The organism is Streptomyces krungchingensis (assembly GCF_054729265.1).
The window spans coordinates 1,005,612-1,029,787 of the sequence record NZ_JBPUKY010000001.1; the positions used below are offsets into that span (position 1 = coordinate 1,005,612).

Below are 24,176 nucleotides of genomic sequence, written 5' to 3' on the forward strand. Positions count from 1 at the left end.
CATTCTGGTCCCCGACGACCGGGGCGCCGGCCGGCGGCCCGCGACCGACATCACGCCGACCGACGACCGGCGGCGACGGCCGCAGGTCCGGCTCTCCGGGCCTCTGGGACGAGGGGCGTCCGCAGTCTGCGGACTTCGGCCACCGTCGTTCCCGCTGCCGTGGTTGCCTAGACGAACGTGAACAACTGGTCGGTTTCGAAACGTGAAATCGGGCTGCCGTACGCCTTCTCGGGGTCGGGGTAGCCGAGAGCCAGCAGCACTGTCGTGGTGTGTCCGGTCTCGCGGATCTTGAACGCCTTGTCGACGCTGGTCGGGTCGAACCCTTCGAGCGGCATGGCTTCGACGCCGAGCTCAGCAGCCGCCATCATGGTCAGACCCATCGCGAGATAGGTCTGCTTTTCCATCCAGTGGTTCAGGTCCTTGTAACCGTAGTTGCGCAGATTGAGGAAGTCGCGGGTCATGGACTCCCACCGCGCCTGCTTTGCCGGGTCGGGGAACCGGCCGTCGGCCCGCTCCTTGTCGAACACCGCCTGGAGGTGGCCCTCGGGAAGATCCGCCCTGGTGGTGAGGATGACGGTGTGCGAGGCGTTCAGGATCTTCTCGCTGTTGTCCTGGAACCGTTCGCCGAGGTTGGCCGCCAGCCGCTCCTTGCCTTCGGGCGTGGCGAGGACGTAGAAGTGGTTGGGCTGCACATTCGTCGACGACGGCGTTGAGCGCAGGAACCCCAGCAGTTGCTGAAGTGTCTCCTCCGGAATCGTCTTGCTGGGGTCGAAGTACCTGGTGAGGTGCTTGTTCATGAGCTTGCCGAGATCCATGTCATCCTGCCTTTGTGCTGTGATCGCTAGATGAAGAGTCAGTGATTCGTGCTGATCGGGTCAGCTCTTGCCGCGGGTCAGCAGTTCGTTGACGCGGGCGAAGCTCATGCCCGTCGTCGCCGAGGCGAGGTCGCCCGCGAGGAGCGCCTTCGCGGCCTCGTCGACCGCTCCCATCGCGTGGGTGTAGAGCATCGGACCAAGGCTGATGCGCTTGACCCCGGCCTGCTGCAGTTCAGCGACGGTGAGTACTTTGTCCGACGGAGACACCAGGACGTTGACCGGTGTCGGGGCCACCGCGGTGACGATCGCGACGAGTGCGTCGAGGTCGGGTGGGAACGGCGCGTAGACCACATCTGCGCCCACTTCGGCGAAGGCCGTCAGGCGCAGAATGGTGTCGTCGAGATCGGCGCGCCCCTGGATGAAGTTGTCGGTGCGGCCGGTGACGACGATGCGTCCCTTCGAAGCGGCGACGGCGCTGCGTACGCGACTGACTGCTTCGTCGAAGTCGCGGATCGGCTTTTCGGGATCGCCCGAGGTGTCCTCCACCCCGATACCGGCCAGGCCGGAGTCCACGGCCGCCTCGACGGTCGCGGCGACGTCTTCGGGCGTGTCGCCGTATCCGTCCTCGAAGTCTCCGTTGACGGGCAGCCCTGTGAGGCTGCCGAGCAGCCGCGCACACTCAAGGTGCTCTTCGCGGGTGACTTCGTGACGCCCGTCGAGGCGGCCGAGCGTGGCGGCGATCGCCGCGGACGATGTCGCGATCGCCTCGAACCCGGCATCGGCCAGCATCAGCGCCGAGAGGCCGTCCCACGCATTGGGCATGACGAGGCCACCGTCGCGGGTGTGCAGCGCCATGAATTTCTCGTAGAGCTCGGAGCCCGGCATGTCGAGCCTTCCTCGATGATCGTTGAGTCAGTGAGGGGTTTGCCCACTGCGTGCCCGGGCCGCGTCGGGGGTTCCACAGATCAACCGGCGGGTGGGGTGTTGCCGGCGGCCGTGTGGCTGACGTCGCCCCGGCCTCAACAGACGGGATGACGCGGGCCGTGGACGATTTCTGCGGACTCGACGAGGCGGGTCCGGCGCGCGGCCCTCGCCCCACCGGAGCGCCCATGTATCCCGCTGCACGGCGGTGGGTCTCTCCGTGTCCCGCGCCGGGGCCGGCGGATCGGGGGCGGATTCACTGGGGCACGGTCGTACCGACCGAGTCGACGGCGGGGATGTCGAGGTCGGTCTGGTTGACATTGTTGATGAAGTTGGTGAGCAGGAACTGCACCGTCACCGCGACGATGGCCAGGATCTGCGGGTCGGTGTACCCGGCGTCCCGCACATCCGCGAGGTCGGCGTCACTGACCTGTCCGCGGCTCTCGACCACCTGCTGCGCAAAGCGGGCAGCCGCGGCGCGTTTGGGATCGACCGAGTTCCCGGAGCGGCAGAGCTCGATGTCGTCGCCAGACATGCCGCCGAATTCGGTGGCGACGTGCGTGTGCATCGCCAAGCAGTAATCGCAGCCGTTGGCTTGCGACACGGCCAGCGCGATGCTGTGCCGCGTCCTTGCGTCGAGGACCCGGCTCAGGGTGCCTTGCAGAGTCGTGACGACCTCAAGAACGGCCGGGTTCGACGCGAGGGTCTTGAACATGTTCGGGACGAAACCCAGCTGCGCACCAACGTTGCCGAGTATCTGCTGCGCGCCGGCAGGCACATCCTCTGGAGCAGGAACGTTCAGTCGTGACACGGCGAATCGACCTCCGATCGGGGTGTGAACAGTCGTCGAGCCCAAGCCGGGCTCGCAGTGTTTCGGAGCTCCGCCGCGGGCTCTTCCTGCCCCGGCCGCAACCTCGGCTCTCGCGTCCTTTGGCCTGGCCCTGGTGGCCTGCGTCGAGACGGGCGACTCCGTCGGTGCCGAGTTCCAGCTGTTCTGCACTACCTCGGACACCTCATAGAAAGGACTATACAGACCAGAAACTTCCACGCAACCCCTCTCCCGCCGAGGAGATGTCCACCAGGTCGCCTCCGGACGGGATGAGGTCACGCCGGATCAATAAATGCGCAGTTCAGTGCCACATACGGGTCTAGTTGTGATCGAGTGCACGGTTCGGATCGAGCGGATGCAAGTCACCCGATCCCAGCCTGGCTCGATCCAGAACGATTGAACCGAGTGGACTTTTTAGTCCAATATTGGAAGAGGCTCGACCGGAACGAAGGCAAGACCTCTCGGATGCCTGCACCCCCGTCTCACATCCGTCCACGAGGAGGTACTGGTTGACATGGCCGTCGCGGCCCAGGCCATCGAAGCCGGGGTGCCGCGCCGCCTCGGCGTCCCGGCGTCACGATCCCGCCCGGCGCCAGGCCGGCCCTCTCCGCCACTCCGGCCGGGCGGAACCCCGACGGAAGTCTTCGCAGAGGAGGCCGGACGGACGCCGGACGCCGGGGCGCCGCGGCGGACTGGGGCAGAAATGGGCGACATGGGCCAGGTCCGGTGCCGGCTCACGAGCCACGACACCATCGGCACCTGCGTGAAGGATCACAAGGGCGCCATCTCTCACTGGTCAGCCTTTATGGTCGTATTGGAGTCACAGCTGATCCGGCCCAGTCGCTGCCTGGGAAGTGGCCACCGCGCCGGTGATGCGTTCCACGGCTGAGCAGCACGAGTGAGTAACGTGCCCGAGGGAGACACCATGCCCGCAACCAGCGATGCTCGCCGCACGTCACGCGGCTTGGAGACCCGTTCACGGATCGTTGACTCGGCAGCCAAGCTGTTTTATGTCAGGGGCGTCAACGCCACCACACTCGATGACATCCGGCTGGCGAGCGCAACGAGCAAGTCGCAGTTGTACAACCACTTCGAGGACAAACGCGCGCTGATCCACGCCGTGATCGACGTGCAGTCAAAGTTCGTCCTCGCCCGCGAGGAACAGCGCCTGCGCGGCGTGAAGACCCTCACCGGTCTGCGCCGCTGGCGTGACGCCCTGGTCCAGGCCAACGCACTGCAGGACGGCTCGTACGGGTGCGCGCTGGGCGCGATGTCGATTGAGCTGTCCGACAACGATGAGCAGTCCCGCCAGGCGCTCAACGCATCATTCGATGCCTGGCAACGGATGCTCGTCGAAACACTGACCCGGCTCCGCGACCTCGGCGTACTTGCCGAGGACGCGGACCCGCGACGCCTGGGTACTGGTCTGCTGGCCGCTCTGCAGGGAGGTTACGTGCTTGCACAGAACGCTCACAGCTCCGAGCCGATGGCCGTCGCACTGGACATGGCCCTGGACCACATCGCGTTCTTCGCTCGCAGCTGAGCCCACGTTTGCAGCCCGAGGAGCTCGTTCTGCTCCGCCACGACATGTCCGGAGCAGCTGGGCCCCTGCGGGACACAGCGGCGAACGCCGGTGATCGTCTTCCCGGTGATCCGCTCGGCCGGATTGAAGGATGCAAGGGGGTCATCGCGGGTTGGGGCGTTGCCGATGGCCTTCTGCCCCTGGTCAGCCGGGAGGCGGCGAATGGTGGGCGGGGACCGTTCCGCTCTCAGAGGCGGCGCCGGCGGCCTTGATCTCCCCGGGCAGTGCCGGCCCGGAGCCCGAGCACACGCGGTCAGGCTCCGGCAGTGCCCGTCCCTCAGGAAACTTCAGAAAAAGGACCTTGAGGTCCCTTTGCGATCCTGCTAGCGTACGCAGCGGTAATCTGGCCCATGTGGCGGAACAGACGCGCGACAGAAACGACTCCCGGCTGACTGAGCGCGGGCGGGCGACTCGGGAGCGCATTTTGAGGGCTGCCGCCGACATGATGTACGTCAGGGGCGTGTCTTCCACGACCCTCGACGAGGTCAGGGCGGCCAGCGGAACGAGCAAATCCCAGCTCTACCGCCACTACCCCGACAAGGATGCACTGGTGCGGGACGTTGTCGCATTGCAGGCTGCTGAACTGCTCAAACGTCAGCACCAGCTACTCCAGCGGCTCAACTCCCTCCGCGGGCTGGAGCGCTGGCGGGACGCGATGGTCGAACACAACGCGCTCCGGAACGGGGCGTACGGCTGCCCGCTCGGATCCCTTGCAAGCGAGTTGGCCGACCAGGATGAAGAGGCGCGCCAGGCGCTCGCCCGGCACTTCGAGAGCTGGGAGGGACTACTCGAGGCCGGGCTTGAGCGAATGAAGGACTCGGGAGTCCTCCGTGCCGACGCCGATGCCGAAGAGCTGGCCACCGGCCTCATGGCCGCCCTTCAAGGTGGCTACCTCCTCGCACAGACAGCCCAGGACGTCAAACCCATGAGGATCGCCCTGGACATGGCGATCGGCCACGTCAAGGCCTATGCCGTGCCTGCTGGGGACGCCAGTCAGCCGGCGGGAGACCCGGCAGGGCTCTAAGTCGCCGGCGACACGGGGCACCGAGAGATCCTGGTGCCGCACCACAGAGGGTTGCGTCGCACCATCCGGCACCGGACCTTCAACCGGCCCCCAGGGCCGGATGCGGCCCTGGCGGGCGTTTGACGGCGTCAGGAGGTGCCTGTCCGCACATTCCGTGCCCCCGTCTAGCGCCGTCCTCCAGTCAAAATCGGATACTCTCTCCCAAGAAAAGGACTATTTAGTCCTTGAGGAGTGGCGACTTGCGGTACGTTGGTCGAGAGCGGTCTCCTGCGGACAGCTGAGCAGTCAAGCTTCACAAGGATCTCCAGGGCGGTAAGCACCATGCACATGGACGTCCCGTTCCCAGTGGCCGGTCCAGTCCGGCGACACCGACAGGAGGCCGACGCAGGAGCCGGCCGGCCGAGGCAGCGCACCGTCCTCGCTGCGCTGTTGCTCAGGTCAGGCAGGCCGGTGAGCGCTTCGGCACCGGCGGATCACGTGCCGGGCGACGACGCCCCGCCGTCCCCCGCAGGCCACGTTCACGCGTACGTCTGCCGGCCCCGGCAGGCGCTACGGGAGAACAGTGACAACTGCCTGAGCCTGGTCGACGGGGCTGCCCGTGACAGAGCCAACGGGACGCCATGGGCCTGAACGGTTCTATGGAGGCGACGGCCAGGGCGAGGAAGGCCGCAGCGCCGGCGGCCCGGCATCCGTGGCGGGCCTGTCGGTAGGGCCATCTGCGCGGCCGTCGAACTGGCCGGCATCGGACGACCTCCTTCGTCCGCACGGACGGACGTCTGCGCGCCGGGCATGACCGGTGGACATTCGGCGGCCGCGTCGCGCCGCCCCGGCGGGCACCGCCGTTCGTGCGGCGATGCGGGAGACGCCACCTGGAGCCTCGGCCGGCCGGTCGAGGTACTCGATGGATACAGGAGTTGATCACCGTGGACGGACAGGAACTGCAGAAGATCGCGGGCGCGTGCACTGCGGAGCTGCCCGGCGCCGACCTGGAGCATCGCCTCGGCTCCGACTGGCACCGCTACAAGGTGGCGGGCAAGGTTTTCATGCTCATGACCGACATGCCGGGGCACCCTGTCGTGATCCTGAAAGCCGATCCGGACGACGCCGCCGCTCTGCGTGAGCGGCACGCAGACATCACCCCCGGCTATCACATGAACAAGAGGCACTGGATCACGGTGGAGGGCGGGGGCACCGTCGACGAGGAGCTGGTGAAGGAACTCGTGATCGACTCCTACCGTCTCGTGGTCAGCGGACTTCCCACGTCCGAGCAGCCTGTGGATCCGCACACCTACGGCCGCCGGGCCTGACCGTCGTCATGCCCGTCAGCCCCCTCGGCGCCCGCGGTACGACCAGTCCACCGCGGCTACGGCAGGTCATCGAGAGCGATGGGATCGGAGCTGGACGGGGTGCGCGCCGCGCGCTGGCCTCAGCCGTGCGCGACGCTGTCCGCAGCGGCCGCCTGGCGCCCGGAACACGGCTGCCCTCCTCCCGCCGGCTCGCCGCCGACCTCGGCCTTGCCCGCAACACCGTGGCGGACGCCTATGGCGACCTCGTCGCCGAGGGATGGCTTACCGCCCGCAGAGGCTCGGGCACACTCGTCACAGACCGGATGATCACTCGGCCCACCCTGGTCCTCTCGGCCTCCGAACCGTCCGGTGAACCCTGCTACGACCTGATCCCAGGTACCCCCGACCTCACCGCGTTTCCTCGTGCAGCCTGGCTGAAGGCCACACGCCGTGCCCTGGCCGCGGCTCCCGACGACGCGTTCGGCTACGGTGACCCCCGCGGCCGGCCGGAGCTACGGGCCGCACTCGCAGACCATCTCGCACGAGCGCGGGGCGTGTACGCAGATCCGGAGCACATCCTGATCTGTGCCGGCGTCTCCCACGCCCTGCAGATCCTCAGCGAAGTCCTGGCCGGTCGAGGGGCACGCCGTGTCGCCGTCGAGTCCTACGGCCCAGACAGGCACCGCACCTTGCTGGCGGCTGCGGGACTGGAGACCCTCCCCCTTCCCCTGGATACGCACGGAACCGACCCGGTCCCGCCCGACGGCACCGATGCGGTCCTGCTCACGCCGGCACACCAGTTCCCCGTGGGCACGACGCTGCAGCGCGATCGCCGGACGGCCGTCGTGGACTGGGCCGGACGGACAGGCGGACTGGTCCTGGAGGATGACTACGACGGCGAGTTCCGATTCGACCACCAGTCAGTCGGAGCGCTCCAGGGACTCTCTCCGGACCGCGTGGTCCACCTGGGTACCGCCAGCAACACCCTTGCTCCTGGCCTGAGGCTGGCCTGGATGGCGCTGCCTCCCGCGCTCGCTGCGGAAGCGGTGGCGGCCAAGGGACAGATCGACTCGTGCGAGGTACTGAGCCAGCTGACCATGGCGGAATTCATCACCTCCGGCGCCTACAGCCATCACGTACGTGCTGAACGTCGGCGCTACCGCGATCGGCGAGACTCTCTCGTCACAGCCCTGGCCCGGCACGCCCCGAACGTGCGCGTCACAGGGACGCCTGCCGGCCTGCACACCCTGCTCAGTCTGCCGCCCGGGACCGAGCAGCGCGTCCTTCAGTCGGCGACCCGGCAGGGACTCAAAGTGGCGGGCCTGTCCCGATACCGCCATGCACGGTCCCGGAACGTCGTGACCGATGCCCTCGTCGTCGGCTACGGAGTGCCCTCCGACACCGTGTGGCCTCGCGCGCTCTCCGCGCTCATGCGGATCCTTTCCTGACCCGCCCTCAAGTGGCCGGGCACACAGCGTCGCCCCAGGTCGTCAACAACACGCGGCAGCCCACGAACCGGTACGAGAGGTCCGGGATCGCTTCGGCTCCGACAGCCGGGGTCATCGACTGCGCTCCGTGTCATTGATGACGGCTCGACTCCACCTTGCCGAGTCCTGTCGTGTCCAGTGCGGCGATGAGCGTCGCGTTGTTCTCCTCCGTATCCGCCTCGGCCTCGACGCTCATCGTCACTGTCACGCCTTCTCCCTGGGGGAAGCGTGACGGGCTGGCCTAGGACCGGTGAGCCGCGTTGCCGGTTCCCCGGTGCTCGGGGTCGATGAGGTCGGCGTACGCCGGGTTGCGCTCGATGAAGGTACGCACGACCGGGCACGTGATGGTGACCGTCTTTCTCTGCGCGCGCACATCGTCCAGGACGCGTCGGATCAGCTCGGTGGCGATGCCCTGGTTGCGGAACTCGGGCAACACTGAGGTGGCCAGCAGCACGAGTCGGTTCTCGCTCGCGGCCCGATAGGCCAGTCCGGCCACATCCGTGTCCCCGGCCTTGGCCTCGTAGACACCGGTCTCTTCGTCGTTGACGACGTCGAAGTCGAACGCGGGAGCATGGGGGTCATCGCTGGCATCGCCGGTCACGACGGCCTGACCTCGAGTGGGGAGATCTGGGCGTGCCCTGTCGGGGTCATCGATGGTGGAGCGGTTCGGCTCGGTCGGGCCGGTCATGCGGTGTTCCTTTGCTGGTTGTGTCCGGGCATGTGCAGTGGCCTCACAGGCGAACGATGATCTTGCCCTTGACCCGCTCGGCCGGGTTGAAAGCGGAAACGGCGTCCTTGAGGGCCACGACCTGGCCGATGTTCGTGCGCAGGCGTCCGTCCCGGACTCGCTGGACGACCTCGGCCAGCTGTGCGCGGTCGGCTTCGACGACGAAGTCGACCGCCAGGCCGTCCTTGGGCTGCGTCTCGGGCGGGCCGGCGATGGTGACCAGCATCCCGCCTGCTCGCACCAGATCCGCCGACTGCTTCCCGATGTCGCCCCCGATCACGTCGAAGACCAGGTCGACGCTGCCGACGTCCTCCAGTGCGTCGTTGCCGAGGTCGACGAACTCCTGCGCCCCGAATTCCATCGCGGCCTGCCGGTCGGCGGCGCGTCCGGTTCCGATGACGTAGGCGCCGGCCTGGCGGGCGAGCTGCGTCGCCATCGAGCCGACGCCGCCGGCTGCGCCGTGTACGAGAACGCTCTGCCCCTCTTGGAATCGGCCGTGTACGAAGAGTCCCTGCCAGGCCGTCAGGCCAGAGATCGGCAGGCTCGCGCCCGCCGTGAAGTCGACATCGCCGGGCAGCGGCGCGAGGTTGCGCGCCTCGACGGCGACGTATTGCGCGAGGGTGCCGTCGCGCGTCCAGTCCGTCAGCCCGAACACCCGCTGCCCGAGCGACAGCCCCCTCGTGCCATAGCCGAGACTGCTGACCACTCCGGCCACCTCGTGGCCGGGGATCGATGGCGTCCGGTCACGGCCGAGACGATCGACCCAGGTCGAGGGCCACTCCAGCTCACCTGGGGTGAATCCCGACGCGTGAACCTCAACGAGGACGTCGTTGCCCGCGGCCTTCGGCTCCGGGCGCTCGGTCAGCGTCATCCCGGCCGTTCCCGCTGCCTGATCCGTCACCACAATTGCCTTCATGAGGCGCCTCCCTGTCTCCGGTTCCTTGCCTGCGCGGCACGTCGTCCAGCCAGAGCCAGCCGGTCCAGCGGACTGCTGCGATCTCGGCTCGACCCTCGAGTCACTACTGTCAGCTTAGCCTCGAAGTGGACGGCAGAGTCCAAACACGGGAAGGCGGCAGCGCTACGACATTGCGGCAGGCGATCGCGCGACCCATGCATCCGATCACCGTTCACCCCGCCAGAACAAGGCATTGGCCGAATTCTGACGCAGGAGCGCGGGTGGGCGCAGGGCAAAAGGGGCTCGCTGGCCAGAGCGTGACGTCCCCTTTATCTGGACTGTATAGTCCTGTTACTGCATGATCGACGGGCAGGCGAACCTACCTGGCGAACCGCAGTCGTGACGCGAGGACGGAGCTCGCAGGAGCCAGGAGCCGCGGAGCCGACTGTGACCTCCACACAGAAGCCGGTGCGCCGGCCTGATTCAGAACGAGAAAAGGAAACGGCTCGATGCACAATGCGGCCCCAGCGCCCCATCAGGATCGTCAGGGCAGAACATTCCGGCTTGCGTTCCTGTCCTCGGTGCTCTCCCTGACGGCCGCGTTCGCCGCAGTGGGCTCGACGATTCCCCTGTTCAACGTCTACCGGGCCCAGGACGGGTTCACCAACGCGGACATCTCGATGACAGTCGTCGCCTACTCCGCCGCCACCATCAGCACGCTGCTGGTACTGGGACGGCTGTCCAACCATGTCGGCCGGCGGCCCACGGCCCTCGTCAGCCTCGGCCTGCTCCTGCTGGGCTGCCTGGTGCTGTTGAACGTGCACCACATAGGCGTCCTGATCGCCGGCCGACTCCTGATGGGTCTGGGTGCCGGTTTGGCCAGCAGCAGCCTCACCGCGTACATCGTCGACACCGCACCCACCAAGCCGGCCTGGCTGGCCTCCGTCGCGTCCAGCCAGACAGTCATGCTGGGCCTTGCCATAGGCGCCATCGCCTCCGGTGCCCTGGTCCAGTTCGGCCCCTGGCCACGCGACCTCATCTACCTCATTTCCGTCGGCCTGCTCGTGGTGTCCACCGTGCTCATCGCCATCAGCCCGGACACCGTGACCGCGGTCGGCGGCGCGTGGCGATCACTGCATCCCACTGTCCGTGTACCGGTCCGAGTCAGGCCTCTGCTCGCTGTCACGGCCGTAGTGCTCCTGTCCACCTGGGCCACCGGGGCGTTCTACCAAGCCTTCGTGCCCGCGCTGGTCGAAGATCAGCTCCGCACTCACAGTTCACTCGTCCTGGGACTGGTGTTCGCCGCTTACATGGCCCCCAGCGCTCTCAGCGCTCCCCTCAGCGGCCGATTCGCGCCGGCGGGAGCTCAACGCATCGGCATGGTCGCCTTCTGCGCCGGCTGGACCGGCATCATCACAGCAATCGCCACCGGTGCGCTTCCGTTGTTCATCGCCGCAACCATCGTCGCCGGGGCCGGTCAGGGCATCGCCATCAGTGGCACCACCCGCGGCCTGCTCCATGCCAGCAGCCAGGCGGACCGCGCACCGATCTTCGCCGTGGTGTACCTCCTCAGCTACAGCGGCGCGACCATTCCCAGCCTCATCTCCGGTCAGCTGTCCAACACCTTCTCACTACCGAAGATCGCGCTCGGCTACGGCGCTTCTGCCCTCGTCGCCACCCTGTTCACCGTCATCGCGGCACGCAATCCGCATACCGGCACGACCAGCCGGCACGATGAGTGCACACGTCAGACCTCGACACCGGCGTGAAAGGTGATGCCACCCGCTCGCGGTGGAACGAGCCGTCGATCGCCGCGGCCGAAGGCGAGGCCGGTCCGGTGCTCCCGATGGCCCACCACCAGGAGCGTGGCGCCCTCGGCGACCCGGACGACGGCCTTGGCAGGACTTTCGAGACGGACTTCGGGGGCTGCGCGCCCCCCGGGTACTTCTCCTGTCACGGCTTCAGCGCCTGAGTCGGCCGTTCGTGCGCCTCGCGAGTCAACGAGGCAGTCGAAGACTGGTACTGGCGGTCCCAGGAAGACGGGACGCCTGGCTGACCGCGCCGCCCCGTCGGAGCCTGGAGCCATGACTACGACACTCGTCACAGGAGCGAACAAGGGTCTCGGCTTCGAGACCGCCCGCCGGCTCGTCGCCGCGGGGCACACCGTCTACGTGGGAAGCCGCGACCCGGAGCGCGGGCGACGGGCCGCCGAGGAACTGGGCGCACGGGCCGTGGTGATCGACGTGACCGACGACGCCTCCGTCGCCGCGGCGGCGAAGGCCGTCGAGGCCGACGGCGGACTGGACGTACTGATCAACAACGCCGGCATCGAAGGGCGCGGCGAGGGCAACACCGTCGTCGGCCCGGGGGACGAGACGGCCGAGACCATGCGGGCCACGTTCGAGACGAACGTCTTCGGCCTGGTGCGCGTCACGCACGCGTTCCTGCCGCAGCTGCGCCGGTCCGCCGCCCCCGTCGTGGTGAACGTGAGCAGCGGCCTCGGTTCGATGGCCCTGGTCACCGATCCCGGCGCCCCGGCGTACGGCTACCCGGGCATCGCCTACCCGGCGTCGAAGACGACGGTCAACATGATCACCGCCCAGTACGCGAAGGCCTTCCCGGGCATCCGGATCAACTGCGTCGAGCCCGGCTTCACCGCGACCGACCTGAACGGCAACACGGGGACGCAGACCGTCGAGCAGGGCGCCGAGATCATCGTCCGTATGGCGCAGGTCGGCCCCGACGGCCCCACCGGAGGCTACTTCGACGCGTCCGGCCCGGTCCCCTGGTGAGCGGGGCGAGCGGGTGGCCGGTCCACTGAGAGCGCCGGGCCGGCCACCCGCCCGGTGAGCGGGGTGGTCAGCCCCCCACCCCGGCATAGAACATATTTTCGATTACCGAGGTACGCTGGCCACATGGTCACGCATCTCCAGGGCTCGCTCTTCGACCAGACCGACGAGCTCCACCTCGGTCCGCTGGACGGACTGCGCCGCACCGTCCTGGGCGACGGGGCATGGATCGACCTGCTGCCGGGCTGGCTCGGCGGCGCGGACGCGCTCTTCGCGCGGCTCGTCGCGGAGGTGCCCTGGCGTGCGGAGCGACGGCAGATGTACGAGCAGATGGTCGACGTACCGCGGCTGCTCGCCCACTACCGCGCGGACGATCCGCTGCCGCACCCCGTGCTCGACGAGGCGCGGGACGCGCTGTCCGCGCACTACGCCGGCGAACTGGGCGAGCGGTTCACCACGGCCGGCCTCTGCTACTACCGCGACGGCCGCGACAGCGTGGCCTGGCACGGGGACCGGATCGGCCGGGGCGCGCGCGAGGACACCATGGTGGCGATCCTGTCCGTGGGTGCCCCGCGCGACCTGCTGCTGCGGCCTCGGCACGGGCGGGGAGACACCGTACGGCGCCCGCTCGGCCACGGCGACCTGATCGTGATGGGCGGTTCCTGTCAGCGGACCTGGGAGCACGCCGTCCCCAAGTCGGCGCGCGCCACGGGGCCGCGGATCAGTGTGCAGTTCCGCCCGAACGGGGTGAGCTGAGCCCGCGTCCGGTGCGAGAGCCGCGGCCGGCGCCGGTCAGGGCGTGAGCTGGTCCTGCACCGCCGGCGCGTACCGGTCGACGATGTCCTCGATCTCCGCGGCGCGCAGATGCGTGCCGCGCGCGATGCCGTACATGACGCCGAGTCCGAGCAGGGTGGCGACGGCGAGTTCGGCGCGCAGGCCCGCGTCGGGGCCGGTGAGGCGGCCGGCGAGACGTTCGCTGACCTGGGTGCGGAAGTTGGCGCGCAGGATGTCGCCCTGTTCTCCGTGGAGCGGGGCGAAGACGATCCGCAGGACCGGGTCGGCGCCGCGCAGGGTCTGACCTTCGAGGAGGTGGCGGACCATATGGCGGCCGAGGTCCGGCAGGGGCGCGTCCAGCAGGGCCTCGGCGTCCGACTCGAAGGACATCACGCGGGCGAACAGCGCGTCCTTGTTGCCGAAGTACTTGAGGATCAGCGGCGCGCTCACCCCGGCCCGCTCGGCGACCGCCTTGAGCGTGATGTCCCCGTGGGCGTGCCGGGCCAGCAGATGGCGGGCGGCGCGGAGGATGGCCGCCTTCGTCGCCTCGGCGTCGCGACGCGGCGCGGGTGTCCGCGTCGCGTCGTCCTCGTGCACGGCGCCGGCGGGGGACGCCGTGTCGCCGGGGTGCGGGGTGATCACTGTTCTCATGCTCCTTCGAGGGCCTCGTCACGGCGGGCCCCGGTACGGCCACGGCTGCGCCGGGTGCCGCGGGAGGCGGGGTCGCCGGGTATCGAGAGCGCGGCGGCGCAGGCCACCAGTGCGACCGTACCCGCCATCGCGAAGGCCAGCAGATATCCGTGCAGCGTGGGCACCGGGGCACCCCCGACGAGGCTCGTGTGATGCACGAGGACGGCGGCGACCGCGGCGCTGCACACGGCCTGTCCGATGGTGCGCATCAGGACGTTGACGCCGTTGGCGGACGCGGTCTGCCCGGCCGGCACCGCCCGCAGGATCAGGGTGGGCAGGGCGGAGTAGGCGAGGGTGGTGCCGGTCGCGCAGACCGTGGCACCCACGATGATCATCCACAGGTCGCGGCTGTCCATGATCCGCAGGAGATAGCCGAGGGCGATCACCGCCGTGCCGAGGGCCAGCGTGACGCGCGGACCGCGGGCCGCCGATATGCGGGCCGAGACGGGTGAGAGCAGCAGCATGGTCACTCCCCCGGGCAGCAGGCACAGGCCGGTCGCGACGATGGACAGGCCGAGACCGTAGCCCGTCGCTTCGGGAGCCTGGACCAGCTGCGCCGTCACGAGGGAGTTGCCGTAGAAGGCGAATCCGGTCAGCAGCGCCGTGATGTGCGGGAGGGCGACGCGCGGCCGGGCGGCCAGTTTCAGGTCGACCAGCGGGCGTTCGGCACGCAGCTGCTGCCGGCACCACAGGGCGAGGATCAGGACGCAGGCGACGAAGAGACCCACGATCCCGGGACTGGTCCAGCCCCAGGTGCCGCCCTGGGACACACCGAGGAGGAGGCACACGAGTCCGGCGGCCAGGCCCAGCGCGCCGAGCGTGTCGAAGCGGCCCGGCTCGCGGACGGGCGACTCGCGCACGGCCCACCAGGCGAGCGCGAGTCCCAAGGCGCCGAGCGCGGTCGTGGCCCAGAACATCGCGTGCCAGTCGGCGTACTGGACGACGAGCGCGGCGAGCGGCAGTCCGAGGGCGGCACCGATGCCCACGGTGGAACTCATCAGCGCCACCGCGGATCCCGTCTTCGCCGGGGGCAGTTCGTCGCGCAGGATGCTGATCGACAGCGGCACGACGGCGGCCGCCGCGCCCTGAAGGGCGCGGGCCGCGATGAGGACGCCGATGTCCGACGTGAGGGCGCACAGGAGCGAGCCGACCGTCATGAGCGCGAGGGCCATCAGCAGGACGCGCCGCTTGCCGTACATGTCTCCCGCACGGCCGAGGACCGGCGTCAGGACCGCTCCGGACAGCAGCGTCGCCGTGACCGTCCAGGAGACCGTGCTCGCCGGGGCCCCCGTCAGCCGTGGCAGGTCCGGCAGCAGCGGGACCACCACGGTCTGCATGACGGCCATGAGGATGCCGCCGAAGGCCAGGACGGGGACGGTGAGCCGGTCCCGCAGGGCTGTCATGGGTTCTCCAGAAGTCAATGCGAAAACCAGGTGAATTCATATTCACCCTATCGGTGAATCGCCATTCACCCAACCGCGCGTCCTCCCGGAGACCGCTTCGGCCGCTACGGGCGGGAACGTGACTGCACCGTGCGGGCCACCCGCGGTCCCAGCCAGCGCTTGAAGCGGCGCAGCACCTCCAGCCGCCCCGCCGCGCGGTCCATGCGGTAGTACAACTGCGGCGGCACGTAGGGAAGCAGCGGCGAGTGCCGTTGGCCGAGCAGGGCGAACATCCGGGCCGGCGGGAGGCCGATGTAGCGCGGGAGGTTCTCGTACCACTGGGCGCTGAGACGGGCCGCGCTCTGCACCGGCAGGAGCGCCGACCTGCGCTCCCGCTCGTAGTGGGCGAGGGCGGACTCCAGCTCCGGGTGCTCGCGCAGCGCACGGGCGAGGCTGATGGCGTCCTCCAGGGCGAGGGTGGTGCCGGCGCCGATCGAGTAGTGGGTGGTGTGGGCGGCGTCGCCGATCAGGACGAGGTTGCCGTGGTGCCAGGTCCGGTTGACCAGGGTGCGGAAGGTGAGCCACTGGGCGGTGCCGTCGGCCTGCGCCCGGCCGATCAGCGGGTGTCCGTCCAGCAGGCCGGCGAAGAGTTTCTCCAGGGCGGCGAGCCCCTCGGCCTCGTCCGCCCGGTCGAGCCCGAGACCGGTCCAGGTCTGCGGGGCGCACTCCACGACACAGGTACTGGCGTCCTCGCCGAACCCGTAGGCGTAGCACCAGATCCACCCGTGGCCGGTCTCGACGAAGGCGAAGGTGAAGGAGTCGAAGACCTTGGTGGTGCCGAGCCAGATGTAGCGGTTCTGCCCGTGGGTGACTTCGGGACCGAAGTGCTGGGCGCGACGGTCGCGGAGCGCGCTGTTCACGCCGTCTCCGGCGACGACGAGGTCCGCGTCGGGCAGCGGGTCGGCCGGGACCTCGTGCTCGAACTCGACGCGCACGCCGAGGGTCCGGGCCCGTTCGGCGAGCAGGTCGAGGAGCCGGCGCCGGCCGATGCCGAACCCTTCGTCGCCGTGGTGCACCGTCGTGCGGTCGCCCACGTGGGCGACTCCGTCGCTCCAGCGGACCGATGCCTCGGCGACGGCGCGCGCGGACTCGGGATCGCCGTCGCGGAGTTGGTCCAGCAGGGAGGACCAGTAGGTCACCCCCCAGCCGTACGTGGATCCGGCCGGGTTCCGCTCGTGGACGGTGATGTCGTGGGACGGGTCCTGGCGCTTCATCAGGATCGAGAAGTACAGGCTGGCGGGTCCGCCGCCGACGCACGCGATCTTCACGCGCACTCCCCTTTTGTTGCACAGAGCGGTCGATTGGCCACGAAGAGTAGCAGGAGCGACATTCCACGGATCGCGGTGGAACGCGGACGCGGATCACGTCAGTCTGCGCGCGTGAGCCGCACCACTCGCGGCGGACCGGCGCCGCAAGATCATCGACAACGGGCCCGCGCACGGGAGGAATTCCTCCCTCCGGCGATCCCCGGGCACCCCGCGCAGCAAGATCATCTTCGTTCAATCTTGCACGGCATGTACGTGATTGTCCTGATCGCAGCCAACCGACATCCGGCGATTTCTCCCGCTCTTTGACGACCCGATAGGCATACCGGGTCAGCTACCGAGCCGATCAACGGAGGAATCCGCATGCCGGAACTCACTCGTCGCCGCGCCCTCGGTGCCGCGGCAGCTCTGACCGCCGTGGCCGGTGCCGCCGCGGTCACCGCGACCCCGGCGACCGCCGCGCCGACGCCGGACCATCACCACGGGGGACAGCCCGAGTCCTTCGACGAGGTGTACCGGGGCCGCCGCATACAGGGCCGCCCCGCGAGCGGCGGCGGCCACCACCACGGCACCGGATACGCGGTGTTCATCGACGGCGTGGAACTGCACGTGATGCAGAACGCCGACGGCAGCTGGATCAGCGTCGTCAGCCACTACGACCCGGTCGCCACCCCGCGCGCCGCCGCACGCGCCGCGGTCGTCGAGCTCCAGGGCGCTCCGCTGGTCCCCTTCAACGGCAACTGAACCACCCGCAAGCAGATCGTGGAGTCCCGCACATGACCGTACGCAAGAACCAGGCGAACCTGACCGCCGACGAGAAGCGGCGCTTCGTCGACGCACTGGTGCAGCTCAAGCGCAGTGGCCGCTACGACGCCTTCGTGACGACGCACAACGCCTTCATCCTCGGTGACACCGACAACGGCGAACGGACGGGCCACCGTTCGCCGTCCTTCCTGCCCTGGCATCGCAGATTCCTCATCGAGTTCGAGCAGGCGCTGCAGTCCGTGGACGCCTCCGTCGCGCTGCCGTACTGGGACTGGAGCACCGACCGCACGACGCGCTCCTCGCTGTGGGCACCCGACTTCCTCGGCGGCACCGGGCGCAGCCTCGACGGGCGGGTGACGGACGGCGCGTTCGCGGCCTCCGCGGGCAACTGGCCGATCAACGTGCGTGTCGACAGCCGCACTTATCTGCGCCGCTCGCTCGGCACCGGTGTGCGGGAGCTGCCCACGCGCGCCGAGGTGGAGTCGGTGCTCGCCATGGCGACGTACGACATGGCGCCCTGGAACAGCTCCTCGGACGGTTTCCGCAACCACCTCGAAGGATGGCGCGGCGTCAACCTCCACAACCGGGTGCATGTGTGGGTGGGCGGCCAGATGGCCACCGGGGTCTCCCCCAACGACCCGGTCTTCTGGCTCCACCACGCCTACATAGACAAGCTGTGGGCGCAGTGGCAGCGCCGGCACCCGGACGCCGGCTATCTGCCGCTCGCCGGCACCCCGAACGTGGTGGACATCGGGGAGACGATGAAGCCGTGGAACGACGTACGGCCGTCGGACCTGCTGGACCACACCAGGTTCTACACGTTCGACACGGCCTGACCGGGCCCGCTCGGGCCCGGTGGACCACTCCTGCGCTCGCGCAGGACACGCGGCCCCGGCCGTCGCCGTCGCGACGGCCGGTCCGCGCGGCCGGGCCTCAGGCCGCGCCCGTCCGGCACTCCGGGTGCCCCCAGCCCTCCGCGTTCTTGGCGATGGACTCGCCCGCCGCGTAGGAACGGCCGCAGACGCAGCGGCCGGGGAACTTGGCCTTGATGGTGCGGGTCGACGTGCCCTGCCGCGCGGGCCTGGCGGAGGCGCGGCGCCGGGTCGCCGCGCCCGGGGCGGGGGTGTCCGGGGAGGGCGGCGGCTCCGGGGACCCGAGGTCGCTGCCCGCGGGCTGCTGCACCACCGCGGCCTGGCTCGCGGCCCGGTCGGCGAAGTCGTTGAGCCGGTCGCCGTCCACCTGGTGCGCCGGGACGTAGCGGAACTCCACGGTGCGGCCGTCGAGGAGCTCGTCGATACGGGCGACGAGCTCCTGATTGGCGACGGGCTTCCCGGCGGCCGTCTTCCAGCCCTTGCGCTTCCAGGCCGGCAGCCAGGTGGTGACGGCCTTCATCGCGTACTGGGAGTCCATCCGGATCTCCAGGGGCACGTCGGGGGCAACGGCTGTCAACAGGCGCTCCAGCGCCGTCAGTTCGGCGACATTGTTGGTCGCCGTGCCCAGCGGGCCGGCCTCCCAGCGGGTGGGGCTCTCGTCCCCGTCGGCGACGACCCAGGCCCATCCGGCGGGTCCCGGGTTTCCCTTCGAGGCCCCGTCGCAGGCGGCCACAACACGTTCAGGCATGGCCTCGATCATGCCACGCGCCGACCGGTGCCGATGGCGGATCCCGGTGCCGGAGCCGGGTGCCGATGGCGGAACCGGGGCGAAAGCCCGGTGCCGATGCCGCAGCCGGTGCGGGAGCCCGGTGACCATCGCGGTGCCTGTGTCAGTGCCGGGGCCGGGAGGGCCGGGGCGAGGGCTCACCCGGCTCCGGAGGAACTGCCCGTGCCCAGCAGCCGCAGTCCCAGGAGGGTGGCCGTGTGCAGGACGTACTTGCCGTCCCGGTGGCTCGCCAGGAGACCGCCGTCGCGCAGGACGCCGATCTGGTAGCTGGCGCTGGGCAGCGCGATCCCCACCGCCCGCGCCACCTCCGACGTGGAGCGCGGGCCGCCGTCCGCGACCTCGGCGAGCACGGCGGTCCGGGTGCGGCCCAGCAGGCGTTCCAGCCCGTCGTCCGTGGTCGTGGCGACGGTGAGCGGGGCCTTCGCCACCGGGTACACGAGCACCGGGTCCAGGCCCGGATCGGCCAGCGCGGTCGGCCGGCGCCAGCAGAAGTACGACGGGACGAGCAGCAGGCCACGCCCCTCCAGATGCAGATCGCGCTCGGTGGGATAGTCCACTTCGAGCACCGGGGCCCTCCAGCGCGCCAGCGGGGTCATCCCGGCGAGGAGTGCCTGCGTACCGCCGTCGAGCAGGGCCCGGGAGCGCATGTCGACATCGTTGCCGACGGCCGTGCGGATGTGCGGCCAGTACGGTTCCAGCAGGGTCCGGAAGTAGGTTCCGAGAGCGACGGTCAGGGACCTGAGCCCGTCGCCGCCGGGCCTGCCCAGCGAGGTCGTCCACGCGGGCAGCGGGCGCGCCTCGGCCAGCCGCGTCAGCTCATGGGTCAGCCGCGCACGAGGCGTGCCCCGTAACGCGTCCAGGCCCGCGGCGAGGCCACCACCGGTGACCGGCGGCGTGAGGAAGTCCGGGATGTAGCCGGCCGCCGGGATCAGCGCGCGCAGCGGGCCCAGCGCGCGGCCCGCTGCGACGTCCTGGGAGAGACGCTCACGGGCCGCGCGCCGCCAGTGGCCGAAGTCCAGCGGACCCTGGCCCGTCTCCAACCGGCAGACGCTGCAGACCAGTTCCCACAGCGGATCGGGTTGCCGGGCCACGCGGATGTTCTGAAGATCGGTCGACGTGAAGTGAATGCGGAGCATGCGGTCTCTTCCACTCGCCCTTCCTCGTGCCGGCTCGGCCCCTGAGCGCCGTCGCCACAAGGAGGGACGAATACCGCATCCGTGCGGTTGCCCTCGTGGGGCGGCGCCTCAGGACACCTCGTTCATCGTCGGCATCTCCCCCTGGGTGGTGCTCACGTCGATGACGGAGAAGGACGCGCCCTGCGGGTCGCTGAGCGCAGCGAACCTGCCGAACGGGCTGTCCATGGGCCCGAACCGCAGGACGGCGCCGCGCTCGGTCGCCTTCGCCACGGCCGCGTCGCAGTCTTCGACGGTGAAGTACACGTTGACGTAGGGAGGCACCTCGGGCGGGAACTCGTCCGTCATCTTCATCCGGCCCAGCACGGGGTTCTCCCCCACGCTGAAGATCCGGTAGTCGGTGTTGTCGTCCTCCATCTGCCGCGCGCTGAGCGGGAAGACGGCGGGGAAGAAGGCGTCGGACTTCTCCGGTTCGCGGGTGAACAGCTCGGCCCACGCGTACGCGCCCGGTTCGGCGACCGCCTCGAAGCCCTCGTGGGTGCCCCCCTGCCAGACGCCGAACACGGCGCCGCTCGGGTCGCGGGCCAGCGCCATCGTGCCGAACTCGCCGACCTGCATCGGCTCCATCAGCACCTCGCCGCCGTTGTCCCTGATCTTCGCGGCGGTGGCGGCGGCGTCGGGCGAGGAGAAGTACAGGCACCAGGCCGACTGGCCCTCCTGCCCGGGCATCGGCGGCACGACCGCGGCCACCGCCTTGCCGTTCGCGTACGCCTGCGTGTAGTTGCCGTACTCCGACGACGACTCGCCGAACGTCCAGCCCAGCACGTCACCGTAGAAACTCTTCGCTCCCTCGACATCGCTGAACATCGCGTCCGCCCAACAGGGCGTTCCTTCGGGCTGTACGGCCATGACGTCGACCTTCTCCTGCTCGGTGAACCGGGTGTGCGCCTTTCACGCTAGCCAGGCTCCGCGCGGGCCGCGCGCCGAGCGGGAGCGACCGCAGGACACTGGTGAACGGGCACAGTGTCGTCGACGGAACGAGGCACGTGATGATGCACGCGTGGGAGGTGGCCCGGCCCGGGCCCATCGAACAGGGCCCGCTGCGCTTCGTCGAGAAGCCGGTTCCGTCACCGGGGCCCGACGAGATCCTGGTGCATGTCCGCGCCTGCGGCGTGTGCCGCACGGATCTGCACGTCAGCGAGGGCGACCTGCCCGTACGCAGGCCGGGGGTGACTCCGGGGCACGAGGTGGTCGGCGTGGTCGCGGGCACGGGCGACGAGGTCGACGGCTTCGCCCTCGGCGACCGGGTCGGCGTCGCGTGGCTGCGCCGTACCGACGGCACCTGCACCTACTGCGCGCGGGGCGCGGAGAACCTCTGCCCGGCATCCGAGTACACCGGCTGGGACGCCGACGGCGGCTACGCCGAGTACACGACCGTCCCGGCGGCCTTCGCGTACCGGCTGCCCGCGGACCTGGACGACGTCGCCGCGGCGCCGCTGCTGTGCGCCGGCATCATCGGCTACCGCGCGCTGCTGAGGGCCGGGCTGACACCGGGCGGGCGGCTCGGGCTGTACGGCTTCGGGGGCAGCGCCCACCTGTGCGCGCAGCTGGCGCTCGCGCAGGGCGCCACCGTGCACGTCCTGACCCGCGACGCGGCCTCGCGACGGCTGGCGCTCGAACTGGGGGCCGAGTCCGCCCGGGGGGCGTACGACGAGCCGCCCGAGCCGCTCGACAGCGCGATCCTGTTCGCGCCGGTCGGCGACCTGGTCCCGGTCGCCCTGCGCGCGCTCGACCGGGGCGGGATCCTGGCGGTCGCGGGGATCCATCTGAGCGACGTCCCCGTGCTGCACTACGAGCGCGAGCTGTTCTACGAGAAGGAGCTGCGCAGCGTCACCTCGAACACGCGACGGGACGGGCGGGACTTCCTGGCGCTCGCGGCCCGGCACGGTGTCCGCGCCACAACGCACCCCTACCCTCTGTCGCGGGCGCAGGACGCCCTGCGGGACCTCAAGGCGGGCCGGTTCGACGGAGCGGCGGTACTGGTGAACGATCTTCCGCCGTCCGCCTGAGCATGCGGGTCCGCCGCGCCCGTGCGTGGATGGTGCCAGAGGTGCGGTGCGGAGGGAGGAGGCATGACCGACCGGGGCGGTGACGCCACCGCGGGTACCGGGGCGCCGGCCGACGCGCCGGACGCCACCGCGAGTGCGGTACCGCCGCCCGACCCGCCGGACGCCTCCAGGCCGACGGGGGCGCCGTCCGAGGCTCCGGACGACACCACGAGCGCGGGGCCGTCTCCCGACCCGCCGGACACCACCGCGAGCGCGGGGCCGTCTCCCGACCCGCCGGACGCCACCGCGAGCACTGGACCGCCGCCCGACGCGCCGGACACCTCCAGGCCGACGGGGACGCCGTCCGAGGCTCCGGACGACACCGCGACCGCGGGGCCGCCGCCCGACCCGCCGGACATCACCGCGAGTACCGGGCCGCCGGCCGACCCGCCAGACACCACCGCGAGTACGACGCCGCCGCCCGACGCGCCGGACACCACCCGGAGTACGCCCTCCGCCGAGCCGGACACCTCCAAGGGTGCCGGGGCGCACTCCGAGGCGTCGGGCGGCGCTGCGAGTGCGGGGCCGTCTCCCGGCTCGCCGGGCGTCACCGCGCGTACAGGGCCGCCGCCCGACGCGCTGGTCGACGCCGTCGAGTCGATCGGGACCACGCTGCAGGAGCCGGTCACCTGTGCCGAGCTCGTCGCGTTCGTGTGCCGTCACTTCTGCGACGCGGCAGCCGTCGATCTGCTGCCGACGGACGTCCCGACCGCCCCGAGCCCGCCCGACCTGGACCTGTCGCGCGTCGCCACGGCGGGCCGCGTCGAGCTGCTCCCCCCGGCACACGGTCCCCGCCCCCTGTCCGTCGAGGCTCTGGACGAAGGGCAACCGATCGCCGCCTCGCTCGATCTGTCGGGCCGCGATCCCCGGCAGGTCATGACCGTGCCCCTGCTCGCCCACGGACAGCGGTACGGGGTGCTCGTCGCCGTCCGGCGGGGGCCCGCCTTCAGCGAGGCGGAGACGTCGCGCACGCACCACGCGGCCCGTCTCGCGGCCGTCCACCTGGGCCATGCGCGACGGCACGGCGCCATGCGCAGTACGGTCCTGTCGCTCCAGCGGGCACTGCTCGCCGAGCCCGGCCGCCCGCATCCGAATCTGGAGCTGGCCACGCGCTATCTGCCGGCCGGGGGCAGCACCCTGGTCGGCGGGGACTGGTTCGAGACCGTGCGGCTGCACTTCGGGCGCACCCTGCTGGTCGTGGGCGACGTCATGGGGCACGGGCTGGACGCGGCGGTGGACATGAACGCGTACCGCTCGATGCTGCGCTACGTCGCGGCCACGGACCTGCCGCCGCACCGGGTACTGCGCCGGCTCGACGCGGCCGTCGCCGAGGAAGGCACCCGGCGGCCCGCCACCAGTCTGCTCGTGCGTGTGGACCCCGCGCGGGGCGTGGCCTCGCTCGCGAGCGCCGGGCACCTGCCCCCGGTGGTGTTCTGCGGCGACGGCACCGGCGAACTGGTGGACCTGCCCGTCGGCCCTCCGCTCGGCACGGGGGTCGGCGGCTACGAACAGACCGGCCGCAGGCTGGCTCCCGACGACACCCTGGTGATGTTCACCGACGGGCTCGTGGAGCACCGCGGAGAGGACATCGACGAGTCGCTCGCCCGGCTGGCCGGACTGCGCCTGCCGCCGGGCGCGGACGTCGACGACCTGCTCGACGCGATCCTCGCCAAGCTCGACACGCGGCACGCGGAGGACGACGTGGCGGTACTCGCGGCCCGCATCCGCCACCGGCCGACGGCGTGACACCGCCCCGGCGCAGTGGGCCGGGGCGGTGTCACGCCGTCACGCCGTCACGCCGTCACGCCGTCACGCCGTCACGCCGTCACGCCGTCAGCCCAGGATGTGGGCGTGCGCCGGCGCGGGTCCGTGCGGCGGTGCTTCGCTCCCCGCACCGCACGAGCCCGCGCCGAACTCCCCCCGGGTGGCTCCCCCTTGAACCGTGGGCCGTTCCTGTTCTACCTTCACCACATGGTCGGGGCATC

At 70.3% G+C, this 24,176-nt stretch carries 23 protein-coding genes; 12 read left to right on the plus strand and 11 right to left on the minus strand.

Going from position 1 to position 24,176, the window contains the following annotated elements; genetic code table 11:
* Nucleotides 1–167 precede the first annotated feature (167 nt).
* The 3 genes from ACSYGO_RS04645 to ACSYGO_RS04655 all read right to left on the minus strand — a co-directional run bounded on the left by ACSYGO_RS04645 (nt 168) and on the right by ACSYGO_RS04655 (nt 2,547).
* Nucleotides 168–815 (minus strand): nitroreductase family protein, encoded by a 648-nt coding sequence (locus ACSYGO_RS04645; protein WP_460385835.1) that lies wholly within the window; start codon nt 813–815, stop codon nt 168–170.
* 60 nt (nt 816–875) lie between these two features.
* Nucleotides 876–1,700, minus strand: coding sequence for an isocitrate lyase/PEP mutase family protein (locus ACSYGO_RS04650; RefSeq protein ID WP_426679351.1), 825 nt, complete (start codon nt 1,698–1,700; stop codon nt 876–878).
* Between the two features lie 292 nt (nt 1,701–1,992).
* Nucleotides 1,993–2,547, minus strand: a complete 555-nt coding sequence (locus tag ACSYGO_RS04655; RefSeq protein ID WP_426679352.1) for a carboxymuconolactone decarboxylase family protein — start codon at nt 2,545–2,547, stop codon at nt 1,993–1,995.
* Nucleotides 2,548–3,490: 943 nt separating this feature from the next.
* Here ACSYGO_RS04655 and ACSYGO_RS04660 point away from each other — a divergent pair.
* The 4 genes from ACSYGO_RS04660 (at nt 3,491) to pdxR (ending at nt 7,905) form a co-directional block, all read left to right on the plus strand.
* Nucleotides 3,491–4,108: a TetR/AcrR family transcriptional regulator gene (locus ACSYGO_RS04660; protein WP_426679353.1), complete on the plus strand. Its 618-nt coding sequence runs from the start codon at nt 3,491–3,493 to the stop codon at nt 4,106–4,108.
* Nucleotides 4,109–4,499: 391 nt separating this feature from the next.
* Nucleotides 4,500–5,171, plus strand: a complete 672-nt coding sequence (locus tag ACSYGO_RS04665; RefSeq protein ID WP_426679354.1) for a TetR/AcrR family transcriptional regulator — start codon at nt 4,500–4,502, stop codon at nt 5,169–5,171.
* Between the two features lie 923 nt (nt 5,172–6,094).
* Nucleotides 6,095–6,478: an MmcQ/YjbR family DNA-binding protein gene (locus tag ACSYGO_RS04670; RefSeq protein WP_426679355.1), complete on the plus strand. Its 384-nt coding sequence runs from the start codon at nt 6,095–6,097 to the stop codon at nt 6,476–6,478.
* 125 nt (nt 6,479–6,603) lie between these two features.
* Entirely contained in the window at nt 6,604–7,905 is a 1,302-nt protein-coding gene (pdxR, locus tag ACSYGO_RS04675) for a MocR-like pyridoxine biosynthesis transcription factor PdxR (RefSeq protein ID WP_426679356.1), read from the plus strand.
* 280 nt (nt 7,906–8,185) lie between these two features.
* On the opposite strand, the gene ACSYGO_RS04680 is transcribed toward pdxR, so the two are convergent.
* Together ACSYGO_RS04680 and ACSYGO_RS04685 are read right to left on the minus strand one after the other, a co-directional pair.
* Nucleotides 8,186–8,632 (minus strand): GNAT family N-acetyltransferase, encoded by a 447-nt coding sequence (locus ACSYGO_RS04680; RefSeq protein ID WP_426679357.1) that lies wholly within the window; start codon nt 8,630–8,632, stop codon nt 8,186–8,188.
* 43 nt (nt 8,633–8,675) lie between these two features.
* Nucleotides 8,676–9,587, minus strand: a complete 912-nt coding sequence (locus tag ACSYGO_RS04685) for an NADP-dependent oxidoreductase (protein WP_426679358.1) — start codon at nt 9,585–9,587, stop codon at nt 8,676–8,678.
* A 488-nt stretch (nt 9,588–10,075) separates the two neighbouring features.
* Between ACSYGO_RS04685 and ACSYGO_RS04690 the strand changes: the two genes are divergently transcribed.
* The 4 genes from ACSYGO_RS04690 to ACSYGO_RS04705 all read left to right on the plus strand — a co-directional run bounded on the left by ACSYGO_RS04690 (nt 10,076) and on the right by ACSYGO_RS04705 (nt 13,111).
* Nucleotides 10,076–11,335 carry an MFS transporter gene (locus ACSYGO_RS04690; RefSeq protein WP_426679359.1) on the plus strand — a complete coding sequence of 420 codons (1,260 nt, stop codon included), beginning with the start codon at nt 10,076–10,078 and terminating at the stop codon, nt 11,333–11,335.
* Complete coding sequence (locus ACSYGO_RS04695; RefSeq protein WP_435228037.1) at nt 11,332–11,538, plus strand: hypothetical protein; 207 nt, start codon at nt 11,332–11,334, stop codon at nt 11,536–11,538. Before ACSYGO_RS04690 ends, ACSYGO_RS04695 begins: the two co-directional genes overlap by 4 nt.
* Before the next feature lie 112 nt (nt 11,539–11,650).
* Entirely contained in the window at nt 11,651–12,358 is a 708-nt protein-coding gene (locus tag ACSYGO_RS04700) for an SDR family NAD(P)-dependent oxidoreductase (RefSeq protein ID WP_426679360.1), read from the plus strand.
* A 123-nt stretch (nt 12,359–12,481) separates the two neighbouring features.
* Nucleotides 12,482–13,111, plus strand: a complete 630-nt coding sequence (locus ACSYGO_RS04705) for an alpha-ketoglutarate-dependent dioxygenase AlkB (RefSeq protein ID WP_426679361.1) — start codon at nt 12,482–12,484, stop codon at nt 13,109–13,111.
* Between the two features lie 36 nt (nt 13,112–13,147).
* Here ACSYGO_RS04705 and ACSYGO_RS04710 read toward each other — a convergent pair whose 3' ends face one another.
* From ACSYGO_RS04710 to ACSYGO_RS04720, 3 genes are all read right to left on the minus strand, one after another.
* Nucleotides 13,148–13,780, minus strand: coding sequence for a TetR/AcrR family transcriptional regulator (locus ACSYGO_RS04710; RefSeq protein ID WP_460385836.1), 633 nt, complete (start codon nt 13,778–13,780; stop codon nt 13,148–13,150).
* Nucleotides 13,777–15,222 (minus strand): MFS transporter, encoded by a 1,446-nt coding sequence (locus ACSYGO_RS04715; protein ID WP_426679363.1) that lies wholly within the window; start codon nt 15,220–15,222, stop codon nt 13,777–13,779. The genes ACSYGO_RS04710 and ACSYGO_RS04715 overlap by 4 nt, the downstream gene beginning before the upstream one ends.
* 104 nt (nt 15,223–15,326) lie before the next feature.
* Nucleotides 15,327–16,529, minus strand: a complete 1,203-nt coding sequence (locus ACSYGO_RS04720) for an FAD-dependent monooxygenase (RefSeq protein WP_460385837.1) — start codon at nt 16,527–16,529, stop codon at nt 15,327–15,329.
* A gap of 360 nt (nt 16,530–16,889) precedes the next feature.
* Here ACSYGO_RS04720 and melC1 point away from each other — a divergent pair, with 360 nt between their 5' ends.
* Both melC1 and melC2 read left to right on the plus strand, forming a co-directional pair.
* Nucleotides 16,890–17,270, plus strand: a complete 381-nt coding sequence (gene melC1 / locus ACSYGO_RS04725; protein WP_432176430.1) for an apotyrosinase chaperone MelC1 — start codon at nt 16,890–16,892, stop codon at nt 17,268–17,270.
* Between the two features lie 32 nt (nt 17,271–17,302).
* Nucleotides 17,303–18,127 carry a tyrosinase MelC2 gene (gene melC2, locus ACSYGO_RS04730; protein ID WP_460385838.1) on the plus strand — a complete coding sequence of 275 codons (825 nt, stop codon included), beginning with the start codon at nt 17,303–17,305 and terminating at the stop codon, nt 18,125–18,127.
* A 97-nt stretch (nt 18,128–18,224) separates the two neighbouring features.
* Here the strand turns inward: melC2 and ACSYGO_RS04735 are convergent, their stop codons facing one another.
* The 3 genes from ACSYGO_RS04735 to ACSYGO_RS04745 form a co-directional block, all read right to left on the minus strand.
* Nucleotides 18,225–18,923 carry a ribonuclease H family protein gene (locus tag ACSYGO_RS04735; protein WP_460385839.1) on the minus strand — a complete coding sequence of 233 codons (699 nt, stop codon included), beginning with the start codon at nt 18,921–18,923 and terminating at the stop codon, nt 18,225–18,227.
* A 164-nt stretch (nt 18,924–19,087) separates the two neighbouring features.
* Nucleotides 19,088–20,086 carry an ArsR/SmtB family transcription factor gene (locus ACSYGO_RS04740; RefSeq protein WP_460385840.1) on the minus strand — a complete coding sequence of 333 codons (999 nt, stop codon included), beginning with the start codon at nt 20,084–20,086 and terminating at the stop codon, nt 19,088–19,090.
* 108 nt (nt 20,087–20,194) lie between these two features.
* On the minus strand, nt 20,195–20,992 hold the full coding sequence (locus ACSYGO_RS04745; RefSeq protein WP_426679369.1) for a VOC family protein: 798 nt from the start codon (nt 20,990–20,992) through the stop codon (nt 20,195–20,197).
* 143 nt (nt 20,993–21,135) lie between these two features.
* Between ACSYGO_RS04745 and ACSYGO_RS04750 the strand changes: the two genes are divergently transcribed.
* Together ACSYGO_RS04750 and ACSYGO_RS04755 are read left to right on the plus strand one after the other, a co-directional pair.
* On the plus strand, nt 21,136–22,152 hold the full coding sequence (locus ACSYGO_RS04750; RefSeq protein WP_460389673.1) for a zinc-binding alcohol dehydrogenase family protein: 1,017 nt from the start codon (nt 21,136–21,138) through the stop codon (nt 22,150–22,152).
* Between the two features lie 63 nt (nt 22,153–22,215).
* Nucleotides 22,216–23,937: a PP2C family protein-serine/threonine phosphatase gene (locus tag ACSYGO_RS04755; RefSeq protein WP_460385842.1), complete on the plus strand. Its 1,722-nt coding sequence runs from the start codon at nt 22,216–22,218 to the stop codon at nt 23,935–23,937.
* The last annotated feature ends 239 nt before the right edge of the window (nt 23,938–24,176 follow it).

Excerpts from the sequence above, each read along its gene's own strand:
- ACSYGO_RS04745 (WP_426679369.1), bottom strand. The coding sequence starts at position 20,992 with ATGGCCGTACAGCCCGAAGGAACGCCCTGTTGGGCGGACGCGATGTTC.
- ACSYGO_RS04680 (WP_426679357.1), bottom strand. The coding sequence starts at position 8,632 with ATGACCGGCCCGACCGAGCCGAACCGCTCCACCATCGATGACCCCGAC.
- ACSYGO_RS04685 (WP_426679358.1), bottom strand. The coding sequence starts at position 9,587 with ATGAAGGCAATTGTGGTGACGGATCAGGCAGCGGGAACGGCCGGGATG.
- ACSYGO_RS04755 (WP_460385842.1), top strand. The coding sequence starts at position 22,216 with ATGACCGACCGGGGCGGTGACGCCACCGCGGGTACCGGGGCGCCGGCC.
- ACSYGO_RS04645 (WP_460385835.1), bottom strand. The coding sequence starts at position 815 with ATGGATCTCGGCAAGCTCATGAACAAGCACCTCACCAGGTACTTCGAC.
- ACSYGO_RS04710 (WP_460385836.1), bottom strand. The coding sequence starts at position 13,780 with ATGAGAACAGTGATCACCCCGCACCCCGGCGACACGGCGTCCCCCGCC.
- ACSYGO_RS04750 (WP_460389673.1), top strand. The coding sequence starts at position 21,136 with ATGCACGCGTGGGAGGTGGCCCGGCCCGGGCCCATCGAACAGGGCCCG.
- ACSYGO_RS04740 (WP_460385840.1), bottom strand. The coding sequence starts at position 20,086 with ATGCTCCGCATTCACTTCACGTCGACCGATCTTCAGAACATCCGCGTG.
- ACSYGO_RS04735 (WP_460385839.1), bottom strand. The coding sequence starts at position 18,923 with ATGATCGAGGCCATGCCTGAACGTGTTGTGGCCGCCTGCGACGGGGCC.
- ACSYGO_RS04700 (WP_426679360.1), top strand. The coding sequence starts at position 11,651 with ATGACTACGACACTCGTCACAGGAGCGAACAAGGGTCTCGGCTTCGAG.
- ACSYGO_RS04715 (WP_426679363.1), bottom strand. The coding sequence starts at position 15,222 with ATGACAGCCCTGCGGGACCGGCTCACCGTCCCCGTCCTGGCCTTCGGC.
- ACSYGO_RS04650 (WP_426679351.1), bottom strand. The coding sequence starts at position 1,700 with ATGCCGGGCTCCGAGCTCTACGAGAAATTCATGGCGCTGCACACCCGC.
- ACSYGO_RS04690 (WP_426679359.1), top strand. The coding sequence starts at position 10,076 with ATGCACAATGCGGCCCCAGCGCCCCATCAGGATCGTCAGGGCAGAACA.
- melC1 (WP_432176430.1), top strand. The coding sequence starts at position 16,890 with ATGCCGGAACTCACTCGTCGCCGCGCCCTCGGTGCCGCGGCAGCTCTG.
- melC2 (WP_460385838.1), top strand. The coding sequence starts at position 17,303 with ATGACCGTACGCAAGAACCAGGCGAACCTGACCGCCGACGAGAAGCGG.
- ACSYGO_RS04660 (WP_426679353.1), top strand. The coding sequence starts at position 3,491 with ATGCCCGCAACCAGCGATGCTCGCCGCACGTCACGCGGCTTGGAGACC.
- ACSYGO_RS04705 (WP_426679361.1), top strand. The coding sequence starts at position 12,482 with ATGGTCACGCATCTCCAGGGCTCGCTCTTCGACCAGACCGACGAGCTC.